Origin of the sequence: Nocardioides flavus (ex Wang et al. 2016) (assembly GCF_014653115.1) — a bacterium.
Lineage (GTDB): Bacteria > Actinomycetota > Actinomycetes > Propionibacteriales > Nocardioidaceae > Nocardioides > Nocardioides flavus.
On sequence record NZ_BNAD01000006.1, the window covers coordinates 56,676 to 81,108 of the forward strand.

Annotated in this window: 23 protein-coding genes; 3 read left to right on the forward strand and 20 right to left on the reverse strand. The window is 71.7% G+C overall.

What is annotated here, in order from left to right; translation table 11 throughout:
• Window positions 1-107 precede the first annotated feature (107 nt).
• From ftsX to glgX, 8 genes are all read right to left on the reverse strand, one after another.
• Complete coding sequence (gene ftsX / locus IE200_RS12130; RefSeq protein WP_191279748.1) at window positions 108-1,016, reverse strand: permease-like cell division protein FtsX; 909 nt, start codon at window positions 1,014-1,016, stop codon at window positions 108-110.
• A gap of 51 nt (window positions 1,017-1,067) precedes the next feature.
• The gene (gene ftsE, locus IE200_RS12135) at window positions 1,068-1,757 is read right to left on the reverse strand and encodes a cell division ATP-binding protein FtsE (protein WP_191279749.1); all 690 of its coding nucleotides are present in this window, start codon (window positions 1,755-1,757) and stop codon (window positions 1,068-1,070) included.
• 51 nt (window positions 1,758-1,808) lie between these two features.
• Entirely contained in the window at window positions 1,809-2,924 is a 1,116-nt protein-coding gene (prfB, locus tag IE200_RS12140) for a peptide chain release factor 2 (RefSeq protein WP_191279750.1), read from the reverse strand.
• A gap of 122 nt (window positions 2,925-3,046) precedes the next feature.
• Entirely contained in the window at window positions 3,047-3,823 is a 777-nt protein-coding gene (locus IE200_RS12145; RefSeq protein WP_191279751.1) for a hypothetical protein, read from the reverse strand.
• 119 nt (window positions 3,824-3,942) lie between these two features.
• Window positions 3,943-4,752: a hypothetical protein gene (locus IE200_RS12150; RefSeq protein ID WP_191279752.1), complete on the reverse strand. Its 810-nt coding sequence runs from the start codon at window positions 4,750-4,752 to the stop codon at window positions 3,943-3,945.
• Between the two features lie 127 nt (window positions 4,753-4,879).
• Window positions 4,880-6,619 carry a malto-oligosyltrehalose trehalohydrolase gene (gene treZ / locus IE200_RS12155; RefSeq protein WP_191279753.1) on the reverse strand — a complete coding sequence of 580 codons (1,740 nt, stop codon included), beginning with the start codon at window positions 6,617-6,619 and terminating at the stop codon, window positions 4,880-4,882.
• Window position 6,620: 1 nt separating this feature from the next.
• Window positions 6,621-8,942: a malto-oligosyltrehalose synthase gene (treY, locus tag IE200_RS12160; protein ID WP_191279754.1), complete on the reverse strand. Its 2,322-nt coding sequence runs from the start codon at window positions 8,940-8,942 to the stop codon at window positions 6,621-6,623.
• A complete protein-coding gene (gene glgX, locus IE200_RS12165) occupies window positions 8,939-11,119 on the reverse strand; it encodes a glycogen debranching protein GlgX (RefSeq protein ID WP_191279755.1) in 2,181 nt (726 codons plus the stop codon). Before glgX ends, treY begins: the two co-directional genes overlap by 4 nt.
• Before the next feature lie 95 nt (window positions 11,120-11,214).
• On the opposite strand from glgX, the gene IE200_RS12170 reads away from it, so the two are divergent.
• Window positions 11,215-13,479 (forward strand): MMPL family transporter, encoded by a 2,265-nt coding sequence (locus IE200_RS12170; RefSeq protein WP_229856449.1) that lies wholly within the window; start codon window positions 11,215-11,217, stop codon window positions 13,477-13,479.
• 10 nt (window positions 13,480-13,489) lie between these two features.
• Here IE200_RS12170 and IE200_RS12175 read toward each other — a convergent pair whose 3' ends face one another.
• The 8 genes from IE200_RS12175 to IE200_RS12210 form a co-directional block, all read right to left on the reverse strand.
• The gene (locus IE200_RS12175; RefSeq protein ID WP_229856450.1) at window positions 13,490-13,930 is read right to left on the reverse strand and encodes a Tad domain-containing protein; all 441 of its coding nucleotides are present in this window, start codon (window positions 13,928-13,930) and stop codon (window positions 13,490-13,492) included.
• On the reverse strand, window positions 13,927-14,385 hold the full coding sequence (locus IE200_RS12180) for a hypothetical protein (RefSeq protein WP_191279756.1): 459 nt from the start codon (window positions 14,383-14,385) through the stop codon (window positions 13,927-13,929). Before IE200_RS12180 ends, IE200_RS12175 begins: the two co-directional genes overlap by 4 nt.
• Window positions 14,382-14,789 carry a TadE/TadG family type IV pilus assembly protein gene (locus IE200_RS12185; protein ID WP_229856452.1) on the reverse strand — a complete coding sequence of 136 codons (408 nt, stop codon included), beginning with the start codon at window positions 14,787-14,789 and terminating at the stop codon, window positions 14,382-14,384. Before IE200_RS12185 ends, IE200_RS12180 begins: the two co-directional genes overlap by 4 nt.
• 4 nt (window positions 14,790-14,793) lie before the next feature.
• Window positions 14,794-14,979: a hypothetical protein gene (locus IE200_RS12190; RefSeq protein WP_191279882.1), complete on the reverse strand. Its 186-nt coding sequence runs from the start codon at window positions 14,977-14,979 to the stop codon at window positions 14,794-14,796.
• Window positions 14,980-15,012: 33 nt separating this feature from the next.
• Complete coding sequence (locus IE200_RS12195) at window positions 15,013-15,954, reverse strand: type II secretion system F family protein (protein WP_191279757.1); 942 nt, start codon at window positions 15,952-15,954, stop codon at window positions 15,013-15,015.
• On the reverse strand, window positions 15,951-16,805 hold the full coding sequence (locus IE200_RS12200) for a type II secretion system F family protein (RefSeq protein ID WP_191279758.1): 855 nt from the start codon (window positions 16,803-16,805) through the stop codon (window positions 15,951-15,953). The genes IE200_RS12195 and IE200_RS12200 overlap by 4 nt, the downstream gene beginning before the upstream one ends.
• A complete protein-coding gene (locus IE200_RS12205) occupies window positions 16,805-18,103 on the reverse strand; it encodes a CpaF family protein (RefSeq protein WP_191279759.1) in 1,299 nt (432 codons plus the stop codon). The genes IE200_RS12200 and IE200_RS12205 overlap by 1 nt, the downstream gene beginning before the upstream one ends.
• Before the next feature lie 106 nt (window positions 18,104-18,209).
• Window positions 18,210-18,845, reverse strand: coding sequence for a TetR/AcrR family transcriptional regulator (locus IE200_RS12210; RefSeq protein ID WP_191279760.1), 636 nt, complete (start codon window positions 18,843-18,845; stop codon window positions 18,210-18,212).
• 87 nt (window positions 18,846-18,932) lie between these two features.
• Here IE200_RS12210 and IE200_RS12215 point away from each other — a divergent pair, with 87 nt between their 5' ends.
• Window positions 18,933-20,480, forward strand: a complete 1,548-nt coding sequence (locus IE200_RS12215) for an MFS transporter (protein ID WP_191279761.1) — start codon at window positions 18,933-18,935, stop codon at window positions 20,478-20,480.
• Here IE200_RS12215 and IE200_RS12220 read toward each other — a convergent pair.
• The 4 genes from IE200_RS12220 to ligD (IE200_RS12235) form a co-directional block, all read right to left on the reverse strand.
• Window positions 20,477-21,169: a response regulator transcription factor gene (locus IE200_RS12220; protein WP_191279762.1), complete on the reverse strand. Its 693-nt coding sequence runs from the start codon at window positions 21,167-21,169 to the stop codon at window positions 20,477-20,479. The two genes, IE200_RS12215 and IE200_RS12220, sit on opposite strands and share 4 nt — an antisense overlap.
• A gap of 22 nt (window positions 21,170-21,191) precedes the next feature.
• Complete coding sequence (locus IE200_RS12225; protein WP_191279763.1) at window positions 21,192-21,338, reverse strand: hypothetical protein; 147 nt, start codon at window positions 21,336-21,338, stop codon at window positions 21,192-21,194.
• Between the two features lie 137 nt (window positions 21,339-21,475).
• The gene (ligD, locus tag IE200_RS12230) at window positions 21,476-22,396 is read right to left on the reverse strand and encodes a non-homologous end-joining DNA ligase (protein ID WP_191279764.1); all 921 of its coding nucleotides are present in this window, start codon (window positions 22,394-22,396) and stop codon (window positions 21,476-21,478) included.
• Entirely contained in the window at window positions 22,393-23,307 is a 915-nt protein-coding gene (gene ligD, locus IE200_RS12235; protein ID WP_191279867.1) for a non-homologous end-joining DNA ligase, read from the reverse strand. Before ligD (IE200_RS12235) ends, ligD (IE200_RS12230) begins: the two co-directional genes overlap by 4 nt.
• Before the next feature lie 82 nt (window positions 23,308-23,389).
• Between ligD (IE200_RS12235) and ku the strand changes: the two genes are divergently transcribed.
• Entirely contained in the window at window positions 23,390-24,370 is a 981-nt protein-coding gene (ku, locus tag IE200_RS12240) for a non-homologous end joining protein Ku (RefSeq protein ID WP_191279765.1), read from the forward strand.
• Window positions 24,371-24,433: the final 63 nt, after the last annotated feature.

Sequence of the window (24,433 nt, forward strand, 5' to 3'; positions counted from 1 at the left end):
ACGGGGGAAGGGACGCACCGGGGGAAGCCTTTGCGTTGGGGAAGCGGGGAAGGAGCGCCTCCGCATGACGTGCCAGGAGGAGGCGAGAAGACGCTAACCCGCGCCGCTCAGACTTTGAGGTATTTGCGCGTCAGCACGAGTGTCGGCAGCAGGGTCAGCAGGGGTCCGAGGACGGCGACCGCCCCGGCCGCGACCCAGAACTCCTCCCACCCGATCCACGGGACGAAGCGGAGGTTCTGCTGGAGGTCGCCGATCGCGAAGCGCAGGAAGGCCGCCAGCGCGCCGCCGGCCAGCGCCACGCTGACCAGCGCGGTGACGAGTGCCTCGAGGAGGAACGGGAGCGCGATGTAGAGCGTGGAGGCGCCCACGAGGCGCATGATGCCGATCTCCTTGCGCCGTGCGAAGGCCGCCAGGCGGATCGTGTTGGCCACGAGGAGCAGCGCCGCCAGCACCAGCAGGCCGGCGGTGCCCAGGGCGTACGTGCGCATCTTGGTGATCGTGGCGAGGATCGGTCCGACCTGCTCGCGCAGGTCACGGACGCGGGAGACGCCGTCGAGCCCCTGCACGGCGCTGCTGATGCCTTCGTACTGCTCGGGGTCCTCGAGGGTGATCCAGATCGTCTGCGGCATGTCCTCGGCCGTCAGGGCCGGGTTCTCGCCGGAGAACAGCTCCTCGCCGTAGAGCTCCTTCGCCTTCTCCAGGGCGACCTCGCCGGACTCGAAGCGATAGCTCGCGACCTCGGGGTTGTCGGCGACGACCGCCTCGATCTCGGTCTTCTGCGCCTCGGTGACCGGGTTGGGGCACACCGGGTTGGAGTCGTTGAGCCGGCACAGGTAGACCGTGATCTGGAGCTGGTTGCCGAAGTGGTCGGCCGCCCGCGTGGCCTGCTGCTGGAAGAGCAGGCCGATGCCGACCAGCGTCAGCGAGACGACGAGGGTGAGGATGACCGCGAGGTGCATCGTCAGGTTGCGTCGCAGGCCCTGGCCGAGCTCGGAGGAGACGTAGCGCAGCTGCATGGAGGAAGGGTCTCGATTCGTTCGGGGGTGCGGATCGGGTCGGCCGTGGGCCTAGGTCTGGTGGCCGTAGACGCCTTGGGCCTGGTCACGCACGACGTGGCCGTTCTCGAGCTCGATGACGCGCTTGCGCATCTGGTCGACGATGCCGGCGTCGTGGGTGGCCATCACGACCGTCGTGCCGGTGCGGTTGATGCGGTCGAGGAGCTTCATGATCCCGACCGAGGTCGTCGGGTCGAGGTTGCCGGTGGGCTCGTCGGCGATGAGGATCATCGGCCGGTTGACGAAGGCGCGCGCGACGGCGACGCGCTGCTGCTCGCCGCCGGAGAGCTCGTCGGGCATCCGGTCGCCCTTGCCGCTGAGCCCGACCAGCTCGAGCGTCTCGGGGACGACGTCCTTGATCTCCTTGCGGGACTTGCCGATCACCTGCAGCGCGAAGGCGACGTTCTCGGTGACGGTCTTGTTGGGCAGCAGCCGGAAGTCCTGGAAGACGGTGCCGATGTCGCGGCGCAGCCGCGGCACCTTCCACCCGGCGAGCCGGTTGATCTCCTTGCCCGCGACGTACACGCGCCCCGAGGTGGGGCGGTACTCGCGGAGCACGAGGCGCAGGAAGGTCGACTTGCCCGAGCCGGAGGACCCCACCAGGAAGACGAACTCCCCCTTCTCCACGTCGACGGAGATGTTGTCGAGCGCCGGGTGGGGGTGGCCGGGATAGGTCTTGGTGACCTTCTCGAAGCGAATCACGGCGTCGAGGCTACGTGAGGGGTGGCGGCGATCGACAAACGCGCGCCCGGCTCAGGCCTCGACCTTCTCCGCGCCGCGGCGCCAGCGGATGCCGGCCTCCATGAAGTCGTCGAGGTCGCCGTCGAAGACGGCGCTGGGGTTGCCGGACTCGTGGCCGGTCCGCAGGTCCTTGACGATCTGGTAGGGGTTGAGCACGTAGTTGCGCATCTGGTCGCCCCAGCTCGCGGCGACGTCGCCCTTGAGCTCCTTCTTGAGCGCCGCCTCCTCGGCCTTCTGCTTGGCGAGCAGCTTGGCCTTGAGCACCACCATCGCCGACGCCTTGTTCTGCAGCTGGGACTTCTCGTTCTGGCAGGACACGACGATGCCGGTCGGGATGTGCGTGAGGCGGACGGCGGAGTCGGTGGTGTTGACCGACTGGCCGCCGGGGCCGCCGGAGCGGAAGACGTCGACGCGCAGGTCGTTCTCGTCGACCTCGATCTCGTCGGTCTGCTCGAGGACCGGCACGACCTCCACCGCGGCGAACGAGGTCTGGCGGCGGCCCTGGTTGTCGAAGGGGCTGATCCGCACGAGGCGGTGCGTGCCGGCCTCGACGGAGAGGGTGCCGTAGGCGTACGGGGCGTGGATGGCGAACTCGGCGGACTTGATGCCCGCCTCCTCGGCGTAGGACACGTCGTAGACCTCGACGCCGTACTTGTGCTGCTCGGCCCAGCGCGTGTACATCCGCATGAGCATCTCGGCGAAGGCGGCCGCGTCGACGCCGCCGGCGCCGGAGCGGATCGTCACGATCGCCTCGCGCTCGTCGTACTCGCCCGAGAGGAGCGTGCGGATCTCGAGCGACTCCACGGACTTCTTGATGCGGGCGAGCTCGGCCTCGGAGTCGGCGAGCGTGTCCGCGTCGCCCTCGTCCTGCGCCATCTCGACCATCAGGGCGAGGTCCTCGATGCGCGACTCGAGACCGGTGTAGCGGTCCATCTCGCCCTGGAGAGCGGACAAGCGGCCGGTGATCCGGGTGGCGCTCGCGACGTCGTCCCACAGGTCGGGTGCGGCGACCTGCTCGCCCAGGTCGGCGATCTCCTCGCGCATCTTGTCGAGGTCGAGGACCTGACCGATGGTCTTCATGGTCGCCTGGAGCTGCTTGATCTCTTGGTCGAAGTCGATGCCTGCCACGAGAGCCAAGACTACGGGCAAACCCGTGGGCGCAGCGGATCGGCGGTGCGGGATGACAACGGCGGACACGCCCGGGGCCTGTGAATCCCGGTCGTGCCCGCCGCTGCCGGACTGGGGCTGCGTCAGCGCGTGCAGAGCACCTCCGGCGTGGCCACCGCGGCGACGGCGGCGGGCGTGGCGGTGGTGGACAGGTCGAGCTTGAGGCGGAAGACGTCGGTGACGTCGAGCACCTCGTCGGCCACGATCGTGCCCACGGCGAGCGAGTGGACGGCGAGCACCTCGCCGTCGGCGGTGACGGTCGCGGCCCCGCTCGAGCCGGTGGCCGAGCTGTCGGTGAGGGCGTACGTCGCGCGCAGGTCGGTGCACTTGCGTCCGAGCGTGTACTCGATCGACGACGGCGTGCCCGACGTGGTGGTCGCGAGGCTCGAGGGGTAGGCCTCGGCGCCGATGTAGACGTAGGCCGGCTCGAGGTTGACGCTCGGGCCGCTCACGCGGTTGATCAGCTTCTCCCAGCCGTAGACCTGGACCTCGAGGGCCTTGCTGTAGCCCTTCTTGACGGCACCCTTGCCCGGCTTGAGGACGCGGTACTCGCGCGAGCCCGGCGTGGTCGGCTTGTCCTTGAGGACGTACGTGCCGTTGCGCTTGATCGTCGCCTTGCCGGTCGCCTTCCAGGTCTTCTTGTTCCCCACGCGCTGCTGGAGGACGACCTTCTGGCCGGCGGCCTTGGGAGTGACGCGGCCGCGGACCTTGACGGTGTCCTCCTTGGCGACGGCGACCTCCAGGTTGGCCTTGGCGGTGACCTTGTAGGCCCGCGCGGGGGCGGCCTGGGTCGGCGCGGTGAGGGCGAGCGAGCCGGCGGCGAGGGCCACGGTCGCGGCGAGTGCGGTGATGCGGTTCATTGTCGGACTTCCCCGTCGTGTGGGCCCGGGTGCGGGCCGTTCACGAGGGAGATGCCGGGCGTGGAGGAAAAGTTGTCGGCGGACCCCCGAGGATCCGCCGACGTGGCGTGCGGGGTGGGTCAGGGCAGGCAGAGCACCTCGGGGAAGCCCACTGCCGACCGGCCCGCAGGCGTGGCCGATCCGACGAGGTCGAACCGGACGCGGAAGGCGTTGGTGAGGTCGACGACCTCGTCCTCGACGATGGTCCCTGTGGCCAGCGGGTGGGTTGCCACGACGGTCCCGTCCACCGAGACCGCGACCGAGCCCGTAGCCCCGGTGACGGAGTCGTCGGTCAGGGCGTAGGTCGCACGGAGGCTGCGGCACGACCTGCCGAGGGTGAACTCGGCGTAGCCGGCCGTGCCCGCCGTCTTCAGCACGAGGCTGTCGTCGTAGCCCTCGGCGCCGAGCACGGTGTAGCTGTCGACCCAGATCCCGGCGTTGGCCCCGACGGCTCGCCAGGCAAGGCGCTCCCAGGCCCACACGTCGAGCTGGAGCTCGCGGCTCGTGCCGGCCTTGAGTCCGCCCCCAGCCGGCTTCACGACCCGGTAGAAGCGCACGCCGGGCTTGCTGGGCTCGTCCTTCAGCACGAACCGGCCACTGGGCTTGATCCGCGCCGTGCCGGACTTGCGCCAGCGGTTCGACCCCTCGGGCCGTTGCTGGAGGAGGACCTTCTGGCCGGCCGCCTTCGGCTTCACCTTGCCCGTGATGCGCACGGTGTCCTCACCGGCGACCACCTCGGACCTGTTGATCCTCGCGATGACCTTGTAGGTCGCGGAGGCGGCCTCGCGAGCCCCTTGGTCGGGGACGGACGAGGCAGGGGACATCGGCGTCAGCGACGCCAGGACCACGGTGGTGGCCGCGGCGCACGCGACGCGTGCGATGCGATTCATGACGAGCTCCCTTCCGGTGCGCGCCACAGCGGGTCCGTGACGCGCTCGTGCTGCGTCTCCAGATGTGACAGCCGGGCCCGTGCGGGATGGGCCGTAGTTCCCGACCTGACGGGATCTTCGTCGTGGGTCAGCCCAGCAGCGCGCCGGCGTGGGCCGGCACCGACGCCGCCCCGCCGCGTACGTCCACTCCCGCGGGGGTCTCGAAGAGCACCTCGCGCTCACCGACCTGCACCTCGGCGGGCTCGTCGCCGGTGTTGACCACGACCAGCAGGTCGCCGCGACGCATGGTGAAGACCCGCCCGTCGACGGTGCACGAGACCGACCCGAACGAGGGGTCGGTGAGCTGCGGCAGCTCGCGCCGCAGTCGTCCGAGCCTGCGGTAGCAGTCGAGGACCACTGCGTGCCGGCCGCGGGCCCGCTCGTCCCAGTCGAGCCTGGACGCACGGAACGTCTCGGGGTCCTGGGGGTCGAGGACCTCGTCGGGGTCCCAGCCCATCTTCGCAAACTCGGCGATCCGACCCTGGGCCGTCGCCGTCCCGAGCTCCGGCTCGGGATGGGAGGTGAAGAACGCGAACGGAGTCGAGGCCGCCCACTCCTCCCCCATGAACAGCATCGGGGTGAACGGACCGGCCAGCGTCAGGAGCGCGGCGCAGGCGAGCTGGTCGTCGTCGAGGTGCTCGGTGAGCCGGTCGCCGCGGGCGCGGTTGCCGACCTGGTCGTGGTTCTGGTTGGCGACCACGAGCCGCCACGTCGGCATGTGCGCGGTGTCGACCGGCTTGCCGTGGTCGCGCCCGCGGAACGAGGAGTACGTGCCGTCGTGGAAGAACCCCTTCTCGCACACCTTGGCCAGGGCCTCGAGCGGCTCGAAGTCGGCGTAGTAGCCGGTCGTCTCGCCGCTCAGCGCGACGTGGACGGCGTGGTGGAAGTCGTCGCTCCACTGCGCGTCCAGACCGTGCCCGCCGGCCTCGCGCGGGCGTACGAGGGTCGTGTCGTTGAGGTCGGACTCGGCGATCAGCGTGAGCGGGCGACGCAGGTGCGCGGACAGCGCGGCCGTCTCGATCGCCATCTCCTCGAGCAGGTGCACCTCCGAGGTGTCGCTCAGCGCGTGCACGGCGTCGAGGCGCAGCGCGTCGACGTGGTAGTCCTCGAACCACATCCGCACGTTGTCGAGGACGAACCGGCGCACCTCCGCCGAGCCCTCACCGTCGAGGTTGACCAGGTCGCCCCACGTGTTGCGGCCGTCCTTGAGGTAGGGGCCGAACAGCGGCAGGTAGTTGCCGGACGGGCCGAGGTGGTTGTGCACGACGTCCTGCACCACACCGAGCCCGCGCACGTGGCAGGCGTCGACGAAGCGCCGGTAGGCGTCGGGGCCGCCGTACGGCTCGGCCACGGCGAACCAGGCGACGCCGTCGTAGCCCCAGTTGTGGGTGCCGTTGAAGGCGTTGACCGGCATCACCTCGACGAGGTCGACGCCGAGCTCGACGAGGTGGTCGAGGCGCGGGATCGCGGAGTCGAGGGTGCCGTCGGGGGTGAACGTGCCGACGTGCAGCTCGTAGAGCACCGACCCGGCGAGCTGGCGCCCGGTCCACGCGGCGTCGTCCCACTCGTACGCCGTGGTGTCGCGCCGCGAGAGCCCGTGCACGCCGTCGGGCTGGCGGCGCGAGCGCGGGTCGGGGCGCGGGTCGGGGTCGTCGTCGAGGAGGTAGCCGTAGTCGACGGGCGACCCGGCGGGCACCGGCTCGGCCGGCGTCCACCAGTCGTCGGCGCCGCGGGTCATGTCGACGACCTCGCTGCCCAGCTGCAGGCGCACCCGCTGCGGGCGCGGCGCCCAGACGTCGAAGGTTCCCCGAGGACTCGTGGTGCTCATGTCAGTCCTTCCTCACCAGCAGGGCGACCGGGTGGACGGCGAGCAGGTCCGCCAGCCGGCCGTCGGTGTCGAGGCCGGTGAGCAGGTCGTGCCAGGGTCCCTCCGGCAGGTCGAGCAAGGTGTCGCCCCAGCCGCCGGCCGCGGCGAGCCCGACCGGAAGGCGGGTGGCGACGGTGACCGCGCCGCCTCGGTCGAAGGCGACGACGTGGGCCGCCGCAGTGCCGGTGGCGTGCACCGGCGCGTACGTCGTGAACAGCCCGGGCTGCTCGCGGCGCAGCGTCAGGGCGGTGCAGGTGACGTGCAGCTTGGTCGCGGCGTCGTCCTCCTCGGTGCCGGCGAGCACCGCGGCCCGGTGGTCGAAGTCGACCGGGCGGCGGTTGTCGGGGTCGACCAGCGACGTCTCCCACAGCTCGCTGCCCTGGTAGACGTCGGGCACGCCCGGCATCGTGATCGCGAGCACCTTGGCGGCCAGCGAGTTGGCCTGCGCGGGCTCGTCGATCCGAGCGGCCAGCCCGGTCAGGACGGCGCGCACCTCCTCGGACTCGAAGACCGCGTCGACCGCGGCGTGCACCTTCGACTCGTACGCCTCGTCGGGCGCGGTCCACGTCGTCCGGTCGCCGGCCTCGCGCATCGCCTTCTCGGCGTAGCCGTGCAGGCGCTCGCGCAGGTCGGGCAGGTGGTCGGGGGTCTCCCAGTCCCAGACTGCGCCGAGGACGGCCTGCCACAGCAGCGACGCGAAGCCGTAGTCGGGCACCGGGGCGAGGCGCAGCAGCTCGCCGAGCGCCTCCTCCCAGTGACCCGGCTCCTCGGCCAGCACCGTGATGCGGGCGCGGACGTCCTCGCCCCGCTTGGTGTCGTGGGTCGACAGCGTCACCATCGCGTCGGGCCAGTCGCGCTGCCGGGCGGCCATCGCGTCGTGGAAGGCGTCCACGCCGATCGCGAAGATCGACGGGTCGCCGCCGACCTCGTTGAGCGAGGTGAGCCGCGACCAGCGGTAGAACGAGCAGTCCTCGACGCCCTTGGCCATCACCATGCCGGAGGTCTGCTGGAAGCGACGCGCGGGCTGGCTCCACTCGTCGTGGAGCACGGGCTCGATGACGGCGTACGTGTCGGCGAGGTCGGGGCGCTCGGCACGCGCGCGGGCGAAGGCCTGGTCGAGGTGGTCGCGGCCCTCGGGCAGGTAGGAGCGGTAGACGGGGAAGCAGGCCAGGAGCTCGGCCACCGCGTCGGCGACGGCGTCCTCGTCGGCCACCTCGTCCCTGGCGTGCAGGACGCGCTCGAGCTCACGGGTGATGCGCCGGACCTCCGAGTGCAGGATGCCGTCGGCGACGGCGCGCTTGTTGTCGTGCACCATCCGCTCCCAGTCGACCCCGTCGCCACGCAGCCGGTCCTCGAGCGCGGTCAGCGGCTCCTCCCCTGCCGGGTCGGTGAGGACGCGGTCGACGAGCGCCAGCGCGTCGTAGCCGGTGGTGCCGGCGGTGGCCCAGTCGGCGGGCAGGTGCTCGCCGGGCTCGAGGATCTTCTCGACCAGGACGTAGGCGCCGCCGGTGAGGGCGGCGAGGTCGTCGAGGTAGCGCTTGGGGTCGCGCAGGCCGTCGGGGTGGTCCACGCGGAGACCGTCGACGAGGCCCTCGTCGAACCAGCGCTTGATCTCCACGTGCGTCTCGGCGAACACCTCGGGGTCCTCGACGCGTACGGCGGCGAGCGTGTTGACCGCGAAGAACCGGCGGTAGTTGAGGTCCTCGTCGGCCGCGCGCCAGCTGACGAGCTCGTAGTGCTGCTCCTCCAGCGTCGACGTGCCGGGCGCCATCGGGAAGCGCTGGTCGTGGTAGCGCACTTCTCCCTCGCCCGAGCCCGAGCGGACGATGCGGATGGAGCCCTCGTCGTCGTCGCCGACGACGGGGATGAGGATCCGCCCGTCCCCGGCCGCCCAGTCGACGTCGAAGGCGGCGGCGTGCTCGGACTCGCGGCCCAGCTTGAGCACGTCCCACCACCACGGGTCCTCGGCCGGGGTGGCGACGCCGACGTGGTTGGGCACGATGTCGACCAGCACGCCCATGCCCAGGCGCCGGGCCTCGGCGGACAGCGCGGCCAGGCCCTCCTCGCCGCCCCGCTCGGGGTCGACGTGGTCGAACGCGACCACGTCGTAGCCGTGCGTGCTGCCGGGCTCGGAGGCCAGCAGCGGCGAGAGGTAGACCCAGTCCACGCCGAGGTCGTGCAGGTAGGGCAGCACCCGCGCCGCGGCGTACAGGTCGAAGTCGGGGCTGACCTGCAGCCGGTAGGTGCTGTGGGGCGTACGGGCGGTGCTCGCGCGGTGCTTCACGAAGCGTCCGTACCCGAGCGGGCAGCCAATGATGCCGCGACCGAGTGGTCGGGGCTGGCCTCGGGCTCGGCGTGCTCGCGGAGCACCACGAGGCTGTGGGTGCCGAGCTCGAACGTGCCGCCCGCCTGGTGCGTCGGGTCGGCGTCGGCGTCGCCGCCGGTGTCGATCACGACGTCCCACGCCGCGGCGTACTCCTCGGTCGGCAGGGTCACCTGCGCGGGGCCGTCGGCGTTGAAGTAGAGCAGGAAGTGGTCGTCGGTGATGGCGCCGCCGCGGGCGTCCTTGCCGGCGATGCCGTGGCCGTTGAGGTACATCCCGATGGCCTTGCCGCCGGCCCAGTCGCCGTCCTCCATCGGCTCGCCGTCGAGGTCGAGCCAGACGATGTCGTTGAGCCGCTCGCCGTCACCCGTACGCACGGTGGTGCCGGTGAAGAACCGCTTGCGGCGGAACGTCGGGTGGTCGGCGCGCAGCTTGGCCACCGCCGCGGTGAACTCGATGAGCGGCTTGTCGGCGTCGTCCCAGTGCACCCAGCTGATCTCGCTGTCCTGGGCGTACGTGTTGTTGTTGCCGTCCTGGGTGCGGCTCAGCTCGTCGCCGTGCAGCAGCATCGGCACACCCTGGCTGAGCAGCAGCGTGGCGATGAAGTTGCGCTGCTCGCGGGCCCGCGCCTCGAGGATCTCGGGGTCGTCGGTCGGGCCCTCGACACCGTGGTTCCACGAGCGGTTGTGGCTCTCGCCGTCGTTGTTGTCCTCGCCGTTGGCCTCGTTGTGCTTCTCGTTGTAGGACACGAGGTCGCGCAGGGTGAAGCCGTCGTGGGCGGTGACGAAGTTGATGCTGGCGAACGGGCGGCGTCCCGAGTGCTCGTAGAGGTCGGAGGAGCCCGACAGCCGCGAGGCGAACTCGCCCAGCGACGGCTCGCCGCGCCAGAAGTCGCGCACGGTGTCGCGGTAGGCGCCGTTCCACTCCGTCCACTGAGGCGGGAAGCCGCCGACCTGGTAGCCGCCGGGGCCGATGTCCCACGGCTCGGCGATCAGCTTGACCTGGCTGACCACCGGGTCCTGCTGCACCATCTCGAAGAAGGTGGCGAGCTTGTCGACGTCGTAGAACTCGCGGGCCAGGGTGGCGGCGAGGTCGAAGCGGAAGCCGTCGACGTGCATCTCGGTGACCCAGTAGCGCAGCGAGTCCATGATCAGCTGCACCGAGTGCGGGTGGCGCACGTTGAGGGTGTTGCCGGTGCCGGTGTAGTCCATGTAGTAGCGCTGGTCGTCCTCGACGAGGCGGTAGTAGGCCGCATTGTCGATGCCCTTGAAGCTCAGCGTCGGACCGAGGTGGTTGCCCTCGGCGGTGTGGTTGTAGACGACGTCGAGGATGACCTCGATGCCGGCGGCGTGCATCGCCTTGACCATCGCCTTGAACTCCTGGACCTGCTGGCCCTGGTTGCTCGAGGCGTAGTCGGCGTGGGGTGCGAGGAAGGCGAGGGTGTTGTAGCCCCAGTAGTTGCGCAGGCCCTGGTCGAGCAGGGTCGAGTCCTGGACGAACTGGTGCACCGGCATCAGCTCGATCGCGGTGACGCCGAGCTTCTTGAGGTGGGCGGTGACCGACGGGTGCGCGAGGCCGGCGTACGTCCCGCGCTGCTCCTCCGGCACGTCGGGGTGCAGCTGGGTCAGGCCCTTGACGTGCGCCTCGTAGATGAAGGACTCGTTGTAGGGGATGGAGAGGCGGCGGTCGCCTTCCCAGTCGAAGAACGGGTTGATGACGACGCCGTGCGTCATGTGCGCGGCCGAGTCGTCGTCGTTGCGGGAGTCCTCGTCGCCGAAGTTGTAGGAGAAGAGCGACTGGTCCCAGTCGATCTCGCCGGCAGTGGCCTTGGCGTAGGGGTCGAGCAGCAGCTTGCTGGGGTTGCAGCGCAGGCCCTGGGCGGGGTCCCACGGGCCGTGCACGCGATAGCCGTAGCGCTGGCCGGGCTGCACGGTCGGGAGGTAGCAGTGCCAGACGTAGGCGTCGACCTCGGTGACCTCGACCTTCGTCTCGACGAACGCGCCGGGGGTGTCGGGGTCTGGGTCGAACAGGCACAGCTCGACCCGCTCGGCCACCTCGCTGAAGAGCGCGAAGTTGGTGCCGGTGCCGTCGAAGGTGGCGCCCAGGGGGTAGGCCGTGCCGGGCCAGGTCTCGGTCATGCCCTGACGCTACCGGCGACCCACCGGTAGTCCGCCATGGCTCATCTCATGGGGTGGGGGCGGTGACGACCGTCACCGGTGGGACTCTTGACCACGTGACGCCTCGCCAGCCCCTGCTGTTCCGGCTCGGCCGGACCGCCGCCCGCCACCGCGGGCGCTTCGTGGCCACCTGGCTCGTGCTGGTGGTCCTCGGCTTCGCCACCAGCCTCGGGCTGCTGGGCAACCAGTCGCTCTTCGACCGACTGGAGTCCGGCGACATCGACGCGCCGGGTCAGGCGCAGACGGGACGTGAGCTCCTGGCGGAGACCGGCGACGGTGGACTGACGGTCATGCTGCGGGTGGACGGCGCCGACCTGTCCGACCCGGCACTCTCCGGGACCGTCGAGGACGTCGTGTCCCGCGTGGAGGGCGTCGACGGGGTGGGCCGCGTCGACTCCCCGATGACCACGGCGGGCTGGCCACGCGATCCCCGCTCGCTCGCCCTGGTCGCGGACAACGACCCCGCGAGCGGCTCGTTCGTGGTGGTGGCCGAGACCGGCGACGACCCCGGCGGGCCGGTGCAGGACGCGGTGGTCGCCGAGCTCGAGGCGGCCGGCGAGGAGCTCGCGCCGTACGCCGAGGAGACGTCCGTCGGGGGCACCGGACTGCTGGTCGACGACATCATCGGCCAGATCTCCGAGGACCTGAAGCGCGGCGAGGGCATCGCGCTCCCGCTCTCGCTGCTGCTGATGGTCGTGGTCTTCGGCGGGTTCGTCGCCGCCGGGATGCCGATCCTCGGCGCGGTCGCCGCGATCGCGGGGGGCCTGACGATCCTGCTCGGCTTCTCCCACGCGATCGACCTCGACGCGTCGGTGGTCAACATCGTCACGGTGATGGGCCTGGCGCTGTCCATCGACTACGGCCTGCTGCTGGTCAGCCGGTTCCGCGAGGAGCTCGCCCACGTCGCGCCCGGCGTGGTGCCCCACGACCTGACCCGCGAGCAGGTCGAGGACGCGGTCGCCGGGGCGGTCGCCACCGCGGGGCGCACGATCCTCTTCTCCGCGCTGGTGGTCGGGATCTCGCTGTCGGGGCTGATGCTCTTCGAGGCGCCGATCATGCGGGCGATCGGCGCCGCCGGCGTCTCGGTCGTGGTGGTGGCGCTCGTCGTCGCGCTGACGCTCGTGCCGGCGCTGTGCGCGCTGGGCGCCAAGCGGCTGGGGAGGCGGCAGGGCGCGGAGCACGCGCCCGACGAGGGCGTCTTCAGCCGCCTCGCCGCCGTCGGGCAGCGCCGCCCGGGCCTCACCACCTTCGCCAGCGTGGCGGTGCTGCTGTTCCTCGCGGTGCCCGCGCTGGACCTGCGGCTCAACACCTCCGGCGTGGAGCTGCTGCCCGCCCACGCCGAGCAGCGGGTGTTCTTCGAGGCCCTCGAGGAGGACTTCCCGGCGCTGGCCGCCCCGACGGTCACCGTCGTGGCGCAGGCGACGCCGGGGGAGGTCGCGGCCTGGGTGCCCGAGCTCGAGATGATCGACGGGGTGACCCGGGTCGACCCGCCCCGGGACCTGGGCCCCATCCCCCGCGGCGTCGAGGCGACGGGTGCCGACCCGGACGGTCCCGGCCTGGTCTCGGTGGCGGTCCACACCGAGGGCGGCGCGATGGACGACGCCGCGCGGGAGACCGCCGCCACGCTGCGGGACGCCGGGCCCGGCTTCCCGACCTGGACCACGGGCCAGGCCGCGTCGCTGCAGGACTTCACCGACGCCGTCTGGGACGGGGCGCCGTGGGCCGCGCTGTGGATCGGCGGCGCCACCTTCGTCCTGCTCTTCCTGCTCACCGGGAGCGTGGTCATCCCGCTCAAGGCGCTGGTCCTCAACGTGGTCTCGCTCGGCGCCAGCCTCGGCGTCACCGTCTGGGTCTTCCAGTGGGGCAACCTCGAGTCCCTGCTCGCCTTCGACTCCGCCGGCGGCATCGAGTCGGTCATCCCGTTGCTGGTGCTGGCCTTCGGGTTCGGTCTCTCGATGGACTACGAGATCTTCCTGCTCGCCCGGATCATCGAGCTCCACGAGCAGGGCCACGACGACGACACCGCCGTCCGTCTCGGGCTCCAGCGCTCGGGGCGGATCATCACCTCGGCCGCGCTGATCATGGTGATCGTCTTCGCCGGCTTCGCCGCCGGCGACATGCTGGTCATCAAGCAGACCGGCCTGGCCCTCGCCGTCGCGGTGGCCCTCGACGCCACCATCGTGCGGATGGTCATCGTTCCCGCGACGATGACCATGCTCGGCCGGTGGAACTGGTGGGCGCCGGGATGGATGAAGCGCATCCACGCCAGGTGGGGCGTGAGCGAGCACTCGTCCCCGCTGGTGCGTCAGCCTGCTCCGTGAGCGGCTGCCCTCAGGAGGCCGGCTGGACGGTGACCGCCGCCGTGCTGCTCGCCGCGACCGTCGGGCTCCTCGGCGAGCCGGGGATGCGCAGCGGCAGGTCGAGGGGGGCGCTGAGGCGTACGGTGACCGACCGGTTGACCGGGTCGACGCGGACGCCGACGTCGATGCCGGGGTACGTCGCGGGCGCGCCCGCGCGGACGAGGTAGTCGCGCACCGCGGCCTCGACCGCGGCCTCCTGCTGGGTGAGCCGCTCGTCGTCGAGGCCCTGCTCGTAGATGCCGGCCGAGCCGAGGTCGGCGCCGTGGAGGGCCGCGCCGTCGGCGAGGTTGTCGAGCCCCTGGCGCTGGAGGTACGCCGCGGACGCGTCGACGACCACGACGATCGCCATCAGCAGGATGCTCGCGAAGCCGATGATCAGCAGCGTCACCTGGCCGTGCTCGTCGCGCTTCACGGCTCGTCGTCCTCGGGTGCGCTCTCCACGTACTGCCCGATGGGCACCGTGTGGGTGGCGTCGAGGGAGAAGGTCGCCGCGCCCTTGTCGAAGATCGCGGGGAAGAACGGCAGTTCGACGGCGGAGTCGACCCGGACCGTGATCACCGCCGTGCCGACGTGGCAGCTGTCGCCCGGGGCCTCGCAGGTGACCGTCACCTTCGCCCGCTGACCCGGTGTGCCCTGGTCGGCGAGGACCTGACGCACGATGGCGTCGGCGCGCGCCGCACCGGTCGCGTCGTCGGGCGCGAGCGCGTACGCACGCCCGGCCGCACGGGCGGCGGCGCTGGTGGCGAACGCGCCCTGCTGGACCTCGAAGACCGAGATCACGATCCAGATCAGCGGGACCAGCAGGATGATCGCGAGCCAGCTGAGCTCGACCAGCGCGGAGCCCTGATCGTCACGGCGACGCCTCATGAGAGGCTCCCGGCGTCCTGCTCGGCGATCGCGTGGCCGGCGACGCGGACCTGTACGCCGCCGAGCGCCTTCCACCCGAGCAGCCCGACGTCGGCCTCGACCACGGCCTCGTAGCCGGGCGCACCTCCGACGAGCGCGGGTCGGACGGTGACGGCGCGGACGAAGTCCTGCGACAGTGCCCCGTCGACGAGCTCGTCGATCTTGGCGCGACCGGCGGGCGCCGAGGACCCGGCCACGGCGGCGTGGCGCGCGCCCTCGGCCGCCGCGGAGGCGAGGGTGTTGCGCACGTGCAGCACGAGCGCGAGCTGGAGGATGCCGACCACGAGCGGCAGCAGGACCAGCAGCACCAGGACGAAGTCGACCACCGCTGACCCGCGCTCGCCCGCGCGAGCGGGACGGATCACGGTCCTAGCCGCTCACCATCGAGAACGCCCGCTCGAGCAGGGCGCGCAGCTCGTCGCCCACGAAGGGCGTGAGGCCGGCGATGACGATCGCGGTCATCAAGGTGACCATCACCCAGCCGGGCACGTCACCCCGCTCGTCACGCGGACGGGTCATCAGGTGCAGGAGGGGTCCCGAGACGGATGGATGCATGGTGTGTCCTTTCGTTGGAGGAGCCGGGAGGTGTCAGGGCGTGGTGAGGCGGAGCCCCAGCACGCCGGGGTAGAAGGCGAAGAGGATCGTCACCGGCAGCACGAAGAACACGACCGGCGCCATCATCGCGATCTCCTTGCGCGCCGCGGTCTCGATCAGCAGGCGCCTGCCCGCCTCGCGCACGTCGGCCGCCTGGGCGTGGAGCACGTCGGCGAGCGGCGTGCCGCGCTCCATCGCGACGGTGATGCCGGTGGCGAAGCGCGCCACGATCGGCAGGCCCGTGCTGCGGGCGAGGGACTCGAAGGCGACGCCGACCGGCTCGCCCGTACGGATCCGCGCGAGGACCTGGCCCAGGTCGTCGGACAGCGCACCGTGGCTGCGGCGAACCACCCGGTCGAGCGCCGAGACCGGGCTCTCCCCCGCCGCGACCGACAGCGCGAGCAGCTCGGCGACGGTGGGGAACTCGGTCAGGACCTGGCGCTCGCGGTTCTTGACCTGCGCGCTGAGCCGGTTGTCGCGAAGGAGGACGCCGCACACGAAGCCGAGGACGCAGAAGACCAGGCCCGAACCCACGCTCCCGACCCCGCCGAGCGCGCGCAGGAGCACGAGGCCCGCGGCGGCGCCGAAGCCGGCCAGGCCCCAGACGACCTGCTCGACGCGGAAGTCCTGGACGGTGCGGTCGAGACCGGCGCGCTGGAGCCGACGGCGTACGGACGAGCTGCCGCCCAGCACCCGCTCCACGAGATCGGCCGCCTGACGCAGCAGGGGGCCGAAGATCCCGGCGGCGGCCGAGGTCGGCGTGGACACGGCCGGCCGCAGGGCAGGCGTCTCGTCGAGGCGCGGGACGTCGCGGACGTAGGGCAGCACCCGCAGCGACAGCTGCGGGCGACGCAGCACGACGACCCGTGCCACGACGAGCAGCACGCCAGCCCCCGCGAGCGCCCCGAGCAGGCCGCCCCACACCGCCGCGCTCACGACAGGATCCGCTTCTCGACGGGCAGCCGCCCGATGCGCATCATCGCGGCGTAGGCGAGCACGCAGACCGCGAACCCGATGCCCAGCACGATGACGCCGCCGGCCGAGGCGTACTGCCGGATGGCGGTGGTCTGGAAGGACATCAGCAGCAGCACGATCCACGGCGCGGACACCGCGAGGCGGGCGCCGTTGACCGTCCATGCCTGACGGGACTCGAGCTCGGAGCGGGTGCGGGCGTCGTCGCGCAGGAAGCCGGACAGGTTGCGCAGCAGCCGACCGAGGTCGCCGCCACCGACCTCGCGTGCCAGGCGCAGGCCCTCGATCACGCGGTCGCCCACCGGGTCCGCGAGGCGGTCCTTGAGCCGGTCGAGGCACTCGCCGAAGCGTCCGGTGACCTGGTAGTCGACGGCGAACTGCGCGAAGTCGGCCCGCAGCGCCTCCGGCCCACTGGCGCCCAGTGCCGCGACGGCGTCGGGGAGGGACAGCCCCGCGCGTACGGCGCTGGCGAGGTTGTCGACCGCCTCGGGCCACACCTCGGCGAAGTCGCGCAACCGTCGCGCCGCACGCTGGCGCAGCACCGCGATCGGCAGGTAGGCCGCCATCGTGGCGAAGACGAACGCCACCGGCACCGTGCGCGACACGGCCTGCACGAGCGCGAAGGCCACGGCGAACAGCACCGCGCACAGTGACAGGACGCTGGCGGTGGTCACGTCGGACAGGCCTGCGCGACCGAGCAGGCGCCCGAGCCGGGTCGAGGTCGGAGCGGCGCTCCGCGGAGCGCGCGGGAGCGCGAACGCCGACCAGACCAGCAGCAGCCCGACACCGAGACCGAGCCCGACGAGCGCTCCCATCAGCGCCCCGTCCCGTCGGCAGCGAGGACGTCGGTGGCGAGGACCTCGTGGATGTCGATCCCCACGCGCTCGAAGCGCTCGAGACGGGCCGGGACTCCCCCGGTGCGGCGCAGCTCGGAGCCGTGGCGGACGAAGATCGGCTCCACCTCGATCACGTCGGCCTCCACCCGCCCGGGAACCGAGACGATCTCGTTGACCCGGCGCACGCCGTCGGCGCCGAGACCGAGGTGCACCACGAGGTCGACGCTCGTCGCGACCGTGGGGACCACGAACCTGGCCGAGATGTTGTCCCCCGCCAGCAAGGGCAGGGTGCACATCTTGACGAGGGCCTCGCGCGCGCTGTTGGCGTGGAGCGTGCACATGCCCGGCAGGCCGGAGTTGAGGGCGAGCAGGAGGTCCAGGCACTCCGCGGCACGCACCTCGCCGACGAGGATGCGGCTCGGCCGCATTCGCAGCGCCTCCTTGACGAGGTCGCGCAGCACGATCGCGCCGGTCTGCTCCAGACCCGCCTGACGGGTCTGCATCGCCACCCAGTCGGGATGGCTGAAGCGGAGCTCGAACACCTCCTCCGCACTCACCACCCGCTCGCCACCGGGTACGGCGGCGGCCAGGCAGTTCAGCATCGTCGTCTTGCCCGCCTGGGTGCCTCCCGCGACCAGGACGTTGAGCCCGGCGCGGACGGACGCCTCGAGGAACCGCGCCGCCTGCGGCGTCAGGCTGCCGAGGGCCACCAGGTCGGCGAGCCGGTGGGCGCGGAGCAGGAACTTGCGGATGTTGACGGCCGTGAAGCCGCGGGTGATGCCCTCGAGGACGACGTGGAGGCGGTGGCCCTCGGGCAGCATCGCGTCGACGAAGGGCGTCGAGATGTCGAGGCGGCGCCCACTGGACTTGAGCATCCGCTCGACGAGCTCGTTGACCTGGGCGGCGTCGAGGCGCAGGTTGGTCAGCTCGTGACGGCCGCGGCGGGCGATGAAGACCCGGCTCGGGTCGTTGATCCAGATCTCCTCGACCTCCGGGTCGTCGAGGAACGGCTGGAGCGGGCCGAACCCGGAGACCCGCGCGACGAGCTCGCCGACCATGGCTCCGTCGTCGGCGATCGGCGCGACGGCGCCGGTGAGGCTGAGGTCGTCGTGGTCGCGTACGACGTCCTCCGCGATCCGGCGCACGAGGAGCGCCTCGCGCTGCGGGTCGACCCCCTCCCGGCGGACCCGCTCGCGCAGCTGCGCGTCGAGTCGCTCGACCAGCCCGTCGTGGGCAGCGTCAGGAACGGACGGTCGCGCGACGCGATCAACGGCCATGGCTGTGCACCTGCTTCCCCGAGAACGTGCATCGTCACGCTACCCAGCAAGAGGCGTACGGAAACAGGCCGACGGCAAAGGTTGTGGACAACCGCCTCAGCACCGCTCAGCGGGTCAGCTCCTCCCACTCCCCGCGCCGCCCGAGGCCGCGGTCGATGCCGAGCAGCAGGGCGGTGAGGGCGGCCTCGCGGTCGGCCTCGGCCATCCCGCGCAGCGGCCCCTCGACGCTGAGCACGGAGAAGCCGTGGACCGCGGCCCAGCACGTCACGTCGGCGCCGATCCGGTCGGCGGGATCGAGGTAGCCCACCGCCACCAGCTCGTCGAGCGCGACGTTGAGCAGGCTGTAGGGGTCCTCACCGTCGGGGTCCGTGCCCTCCGGGGGCTCGGGGTAGGCGGTGAACAGCAGGCGGAACAGACCGGGCTCGGCCAGCGCGAAGTCGACGTACCCCACGCCGATCCGCTGCAGCCGCCGCCGGGCGCGGGTCACCGGGTCCTGGTCCTCGACCGTGGCCAGCCGCTCCCTCACGCGCGCCACGAGTGCCTCCATCGCCCGCTCGGCGACGGCGTCCACCAGGGCCTCGCGGTCCGCGAAGTGCCGGTACGCCGCGGCGTGCGAGACCCCGACCCGCCGCGCCAGCTCGCGGATGGACAGCGCCTCCGGTCCACCGCTGCGCACGACGTCGACGCCGGCCCCCACGAGGGCCTCGCGCAGGTTGCCGTGGTGGTAGGGCGTGGTGCTCACGTCGCCAGACTAGACGATGTTGACAGCGGTAACTTCTCGGTGCACCCTGATGTTACCGCCGTCAACATCACTCACCGGAGCCACTGCATGAACCGAGCCGCCCTCCTTGCGACCACGTGCCTGGCCGCGCTGACCATCAACCTCGACACGACCATCGTCAACGTCGCGCTGCCCAGCCTCGCCCGCGAGCTCGACGCCGACACCCGCGACCTGCTGTGGGTCGTCGACGGCTACAACCTCGCCTTCGCCGCCCTGGTCCTCGCGATGGGCAGCCTCAGCGACCGCTTCGGCCGCCGCCCGGCGCTCGTCCTGGGCCTCGCCGGCTTCTCCGCGGCCAGCGGAGTGGCCGCGCTCGTCGACAGCGTGGAGGCGCTGATCGCGCTCCGGGTGGTCATGGGCGTCAGCGCCGCACTGATCTTCCCGACGACGCTGTCGATCATCGCCAACGCCTACACCGAGCGCCGCGAGCGCGCCACCGCCCTCGGCATCTGGGGAGCCTCGGTCGGCACCGGCGTGGCGCTCGGCCCGGTCTCGGGTGGCCTGCTGCTCGAGCACTTCTCGTGGCACAGCGTCTTCTGGGCGCTGGTCCCGGTCGGCGTGATCGCGATCGGGATGACGCTCGCCTTCGTGCCGGAGTCGCGCGACCCCGGCGTACCTCCGCTCGACCTGCCCGGCCTCGTCGTCTCCGTCGCCGCCCTCGGCACCCTCACCTGGACCATCATCGAGGCCCCCGAGCACGGCTGGACGTCGGTGACCACGCTCACCGGCTTCGCCGTCGCCTCCGTCCTGGCGCTGGCCTTCGTGGCGATCGAGCGGGCCGCCGAGCACCCGATGCTCGACGTCACCCTCTTCCTCGACCGCCGGTTCAGCGCAGCGGCCGCGTCGGTGACGATCGCGTTCTTCGCCCTCTTCGGCTTCATCTTCCTCATCACGCAGTTCTTCCAGTTCCTGCGCGACTACTCGGCCCTCGGCACCGGCGTACGGATCCTGCCCGTCGCGGCGTCCATCGCCGTCGCCTCGATCGCGGGCGGCCAGCTCGCCCCGCGCCTCGGCACGAAGGCGGTCGTGGGCACCGGGATGCTGATGCTCGGCTCGTCCTTCATCGGCGTGTCGACCATCGGCGTGGACGTCGACTACGCGACGACGGTGGTGCCGTTGATGGTGCTGATGGGCCTCGGCCTGGGCCTCATCACGACGCCCGCGACCGAGTCGATCATGCAGGTCCTGCCGCCGGCGCGGGCCGGCGTCGGGTCGGCGGTCAACGACGCCACCCGCGAGCTCGGTGGCACCCTGGGCGTCGCCGTGGTCGGCTCGCTCTTCTCCTCGCTGTACGGCGCGAGGCTGGTCGAGGAGCTCCAGGGACGCCTCGACCCGGTCACCCTCGAGGCCGCGCGCGGCTCCGTCGGCTTCACCGACGCGCTCGCCGCGCAGGTCCCCGCGGTCACGGGTGCGATGGAGGTCGCCTTCATGGACGGGCTCTCCCGCGGCAGCCTGGTGGTCGGCCTGCTGTGCCTGCTCGGCTCCGCGGTCGCGTGGATCGCGCTGCCGGCCAACCGGTACGACCCGCTGGCCGAGGGCGAGCTCGTCGAGGCCGGGAGCCGGGGCGGCGCCGCGGCCGCCGGGGACGCTGCCTAGCTGTCGGTCTCGAGACGGAAGCCGACGCCGCGGATCGCCACGACCTTCTCACCGGCCTCCGCGGCCTCGAGCTTGCTGCGCAGGCGCCCGATGGTGACGTCGAGCGTCTTCGTCGAGCCGTACCAGTTCTGGTCCCAGACCTCGTTCATCAGGGTCTCGCGCGGCACGACCTTGTCGTGGTTGGAGGCGAGGACGGCGAGGACGTCGAACTCCTTGGCGGTCAGCGCGATCTCGCGCTCGCCGAGGTGGACGCGCCGGGCGCCCGCGTCGATCTTGAGGCCCGAGGACGTGGTGACGGTGGCGTCGTCCTGCACTGGGGCGCTGCCGCTGCGGCGCAGGAGCGCACGTACGCGGGCGAGGAGCTCGGCGAGGCCGAAGGGCTTCGCGAGGTAGTCGTCGGCCCCGACGTCGAGGCCGACCACCCGGTCGAGCTCGCCGGCGCGGGCCGTGACCATGATGATTCCGCCCAGATATCCACCAGATCGCATCTGGCGACAGACGTCGATGCCGTCCATGTCGGGCAGCCCGAGGTCGAGGATGACCACGGCCGGGGCGTCGTCGAGGACGAACGCCACCGCCTCTGCTCCACCCGAGACGCGGCTGACGTCGTAGCCCTCCCGCTCCAAGGTGCGCATGAGGGGTACGGCGATGTCTTCCTCGTCCTCAACCACCAGCACGTCGTGCACCATGCCGACGAGCATAGAGGCACGCTCAGCGGTTGGTGAGACGAATCCCCGTGTCACCCGCAGGCGTGACGCTGGTCTGGGCCGGCGGAGCGGGGGTGTCCTCGCCCGGTCCGACGACGACGCCACCGGCAGCGAGGATCACCGCGATCGGGATCAGCAGGATGCGGGACATGGGTAGAGCATCTGGTCACCAGACCCACACCAGCCCCTCGCGACGACCACAGCCGGTAAAGGTTTCAACCGTCTCGGACACGAAAGTCCCTCGCGTCTTCGAGGAACCTTCGACCAGGCTTCGGGTCGGGCGGGGGGTCAGGCTTCGAAGACGTCGCCGAGCTCGGCGACCCGCTCGAGCACCTCGTCCATCGTCAGCTGCTCGAGCGCCAGCTCGTCCTCGGCGCCCTCCTCGACCTCGTCCCACGTGAGCGGTGCCGCGACGGTCGGCCGCTCGCGCCCGCGCAGCGAGTAGGGCGAGATGGTGGTCTTGGACCCGGAGTTCTGCGACCAGTCGAGGAACACCTTTCCCGGTCGCTTGGCCTTGGTCATCGTCGCGGTCACCAGGTCGGGGTGTGCCTTCTGCAGCGCCTCGGCGACCTCCTTGGCGAGCGTCGTGGTGCCGTCGCTGTCGAGGCTCCCCCGCCCGGACGCGGGCACCGGGGCGTACAGGTGCAACCCCTTGCTGCCGCTGAGCACCGGCGTGCAGGTCAGGTCGCGCGCGGCGAGGGCGTCGCGGACGAGCAGCGCCACCTGGGCGCACTCGTGCAGCCCTGCGGGCTCGCCCGGGTCGAGGTCGATGACGACGCGGTCGGGGTTGCGCGGCACGCCCTTCGCGTCGACCGTCCACTGGTGCACGTGCAGCTCAAGGGCGGCGAGGTTGGCCAGCCAGGTGAGGGTGGCCAGGTCGTCGCACACCGGGAAGCGGAGCGTGCCGTCGCCCGTGCCGGTGCGCGAGCCGGTGGTGGAGACCTCGACCGTACGCACCCAGGACGGCGTGCCGGGCGGCGCGTTCTTCTCGAAGAAGCTCGACCCCTCCACGCCGTGCGGCCAGCGGATCCGGGTCACCGCGCGGTCCTTCAGGTGCGGCAGCAGGACCGGCGAGACCTGGGCGTAGTAGTGCAGCACCTCGCCCTTCGTGGTGCCGGTCCGCGGGTAGAGGACCTTGTCGAGGTTGCTGATGGTGAGGGTGCGGCCCTCGACGTCGACCTGCACCTCGCTGCCGGCCGCCGGGCTCACCGGAGGTCCTCCGGCGTCAGGTCGTCGCGCACGCCCTGGAAGGACGGCTGGCGCAGGCGCGCGTAGTCCAGCCCGTGCGTGTCGACGTCGACCACGACCCGCGGCTCGACCCAGAACGTCCCGGCGGCGTCCACGCGCGGCACCTCGTCTGCGAAGGGCGAGGCGTCGGTGGCGAGCGGGGCGAGCAGCCTCGCGAGCCGCGCGCTGGTGGCGCCGGCGATGCCGCTCCCGACCCGCCCGCGGTAGAGCAGGCCGTCGGCGGTCTGCTCCCCGACCAGCAGCGCGGCCAGCCGGTCGGACGTGCCGACCTGGGGGCGCCAGCCACCGACGACGAACGACCCCCGGTGCCGGTGCGCGAGCTTGAGCCAGTCCTCGCTGCGGCGGTCGAAGCGGTAGCGCGAGGCGCGCCGCTTGCTCACCACCCCCTCGAGCCCCTGGGCGCGGGTGGCCTCGAGCAGCATGTCGCCGTCGTCGTACGCCGCGGGGACCTGCCAGCGGGTGTCGGCGAGCGGCAGCTGCTCCAGCAGCGCACGCCGCTCCTCCAGCGGCCGGTCGGTCAGGTCCTCGCCGTCGAGGCGCAGCAGGTCGAAGACCATCAGCGTCGCGGGCACCGCCTTCACCAGCCGCGCGACCTCGCGGGCGTTGCGCACGTGCATGCGGTTCTGCAGGACCCGGAAGTCAGGCACGCCGCGGTCGTTGAGCGCGATGATCTCGCCGTCGACGAGCAGGTCGCGCATCCCCAGCGGCGGGTCGCTCAGCTCGGGCCACGCAGGCGTGACGTCGTTGTCGTTGCGGCTCGTCATCCTCACCGACCCGTCGCGCACGTCGACCAGCACCCGTACGCCGTCCCACTTGACCTCGTGCAGCCACTGCGCACCGGAGGGGACGCGGTCGGTCTTCGTCGCGAGCATCGGGCGCACAGCCGCAGTCTGGCACCCCGGGTCCCCCATCTGGAGGGAGACGTGTGTCTGGAGTGACGGCTATCGTCGGGACATGCGCGCGATCTGGAAGGGTGCGGTCTCCTTCGGCCTGGTCAGTGTCCCGGTGAAGCTCTACGCCGCAACCGAGAGCCACGACGTGTCGTTCCGGCAGGTGCACGCCAAGGACGGGGGCCGGATCAAGTACCAGCGGATCTGCTCCCTCGACGGCGAGGAGGTGGCCTACGCCGACATCGCCAAGGGCTACGAGACCGAGGACGGCGAGATGGTCATCCTCACCGACGACGACATGGCCGGCCTGCCGTCGACGTCCTCGCGCGAGATCGCGGTGGAGAAGTTCGTCCCGCGCGAGCAGATCGACCCGCTGCTCTTCGAGAAGTCCTACTACCTCGAGCCCGAGGGCGCCGGCGCCAAGCCGTACGCCCTGCTCCGCCAGGCGCTGAAGGACGCCGACCGGATGGCGGTCGTGACCGTGGCGCTGCGCCAGCGCACGACCATCGCGGTGCTGCGCGTGCGCGAGACCGAGGCCGGTGAGGTCATCGTGCTGCAGACGATGATGTGGCCCGACGAGGTCCGCACCCCCGACTTCAAGGTCGAGGTCGACGACGCCAAGCCGCAAGAGGTCAAGATGGCCCACATGCTCGTCGAGACCCTCGCGGGCGACTTCGACGCCACCGAGTTCGAGGACGACTACGCCGAGGCCGTCGAGACGCTGGTGCGGTCCAAGATCGAGGGCGGCGAGATCAAGCGCACCGAGACCTCCACCAAGACCTCCGGCGAGGTCGTCGACCTGCTGGCCGCGCTGCAGAAGTCGGTGGCCGCGGCGAAGTCCGCCCGTGGCGAGGAGGCCGACGAAGCCGACGCGGAGCCGGCGGGCAGGACGCCTGCGAAGAAAGCCGCGGCCAAGAAGACGGCTGCCAAGAAGGCTCCGGCGAAGAAGGCTCCGGCCAAGAAGTCGACCGCCAAGAAGACCGCATCGAAGAAGACCGCATCGAAGAAGACCGCCGCGAAGAAGCCGGCCAAGAAGGCCAGCTGACCCTCGAACCGCTGCGCCCCGTGAGGACCAGCGGTGCGTGAGGCAAGTTCAGTGCGCTCAGAA

What these genes read in the sequence shown, in the direction of transcription:
- IE200_RS12215 (WP_191279761.1), top strand. Translation starts at nt 18,933, where the DNA reads ATGAACCGAGCCGCCCTCCTTGCGACCACGTGCCTGGCCGCGCTGACC.
- IE200_RS12150 (WP_191279752.1), bottom strand. Translation starts at nt 4,752, where the DNA reads ATGAATCGCATCGCACGCGTCGCGTGCGCCGCGGCCACCACCGTGGTC.
- IE200_RS12220 (WP_191279762.1), bottom strand. Translation starts at nt 21,169, where the DNA reads ATGGTGCACGACGTGCTGGTGGTTGAGGACGAGGAAGACATCGCCGTA.
- IE200_RS12180 (WP_191279756.1), bottom strand. Translation starts at nt 14,385, where the DNA reads ATGAGGCGTCGCCGTGACGATCAGGGCTCCGCGCTGGTCGAGCTCAGC.
- treZ (WP_191279753.1), bottom strand. Translation starts at nt 6,619, where the DNA reads ATGAGCACCACGAGTCCTCGGGGAACCTTCGACGTCTGGGCGCCGCGC.
- IE200_RS12205 (WP_191279759.1), bottom strand. Translation starts at nt 18,103, where the DNA reads ATGGCCGTTGATCGCGTCGCGCGACCGTCCGTTCCTGACGCTGCCCAC.
- IE200_RS12145 (WP_191279751.1), bottom strand. Translation starts at nt 3,823, where the DNA reads ATGAACCGCATCACCGCACTCGCCGCGACCGTGGCCCTCGCCGCCGGC.
- IE200_RS12190 (WP_191279882.1), bottom strand. Translation starts at nt 14,979, where the DNA reads ATGCATCCATCCGTCTCGGGACCCCTCCTGCACCTGATGACCCGTCCG.
- glgX (WP_191279755.1), bottom strand. Translation starts at nt 11,119, where the DNA reads ATGACCGAGACCTGGCCCGGCACGGCCTACCCCCTGGGCGCCACCTTC.
- IE200_RS12200 (WP_191279758.1), bottom strand. Translation starts at nt 16,805, where the DNA reads ATGGGAGCGCTCGTCGGGCTCGGTCTCGGTGTCGGGCTGCTGCTGGTC.
- ligD (WP_191279867.1), bottom strand. Translation starts at nt 23,307, where the DNA reads ATGCTCGCGACGAAGACCGACCGCGTCCCCTCCGGTGCGCAGTGGCTG.
- ftsX (WP_191279748.1), bottom strand. Translation starts at nt 1,016, where the DNA reads ATGCAGCTGCGCTACGTCTCCTCCGAGCTCGGCCAGGGCCTGCGACGC.
- IE200_RS12225 (WP_191279763.1), bottom strand. Translation starts at nt 21,338, where the DNA reads ATGTCCCGCATCCTGCTGATCCCGATCGCGGTGATCCTCGCTGCCGGT.
- ku (WP_191279765.1), top strand. Translation starts at nt 23,390, where the DNA reads ATGCGCGCGATCTGGAAGGGTGCGGTCTCCTTCGGCCTGGTCAGTGTC.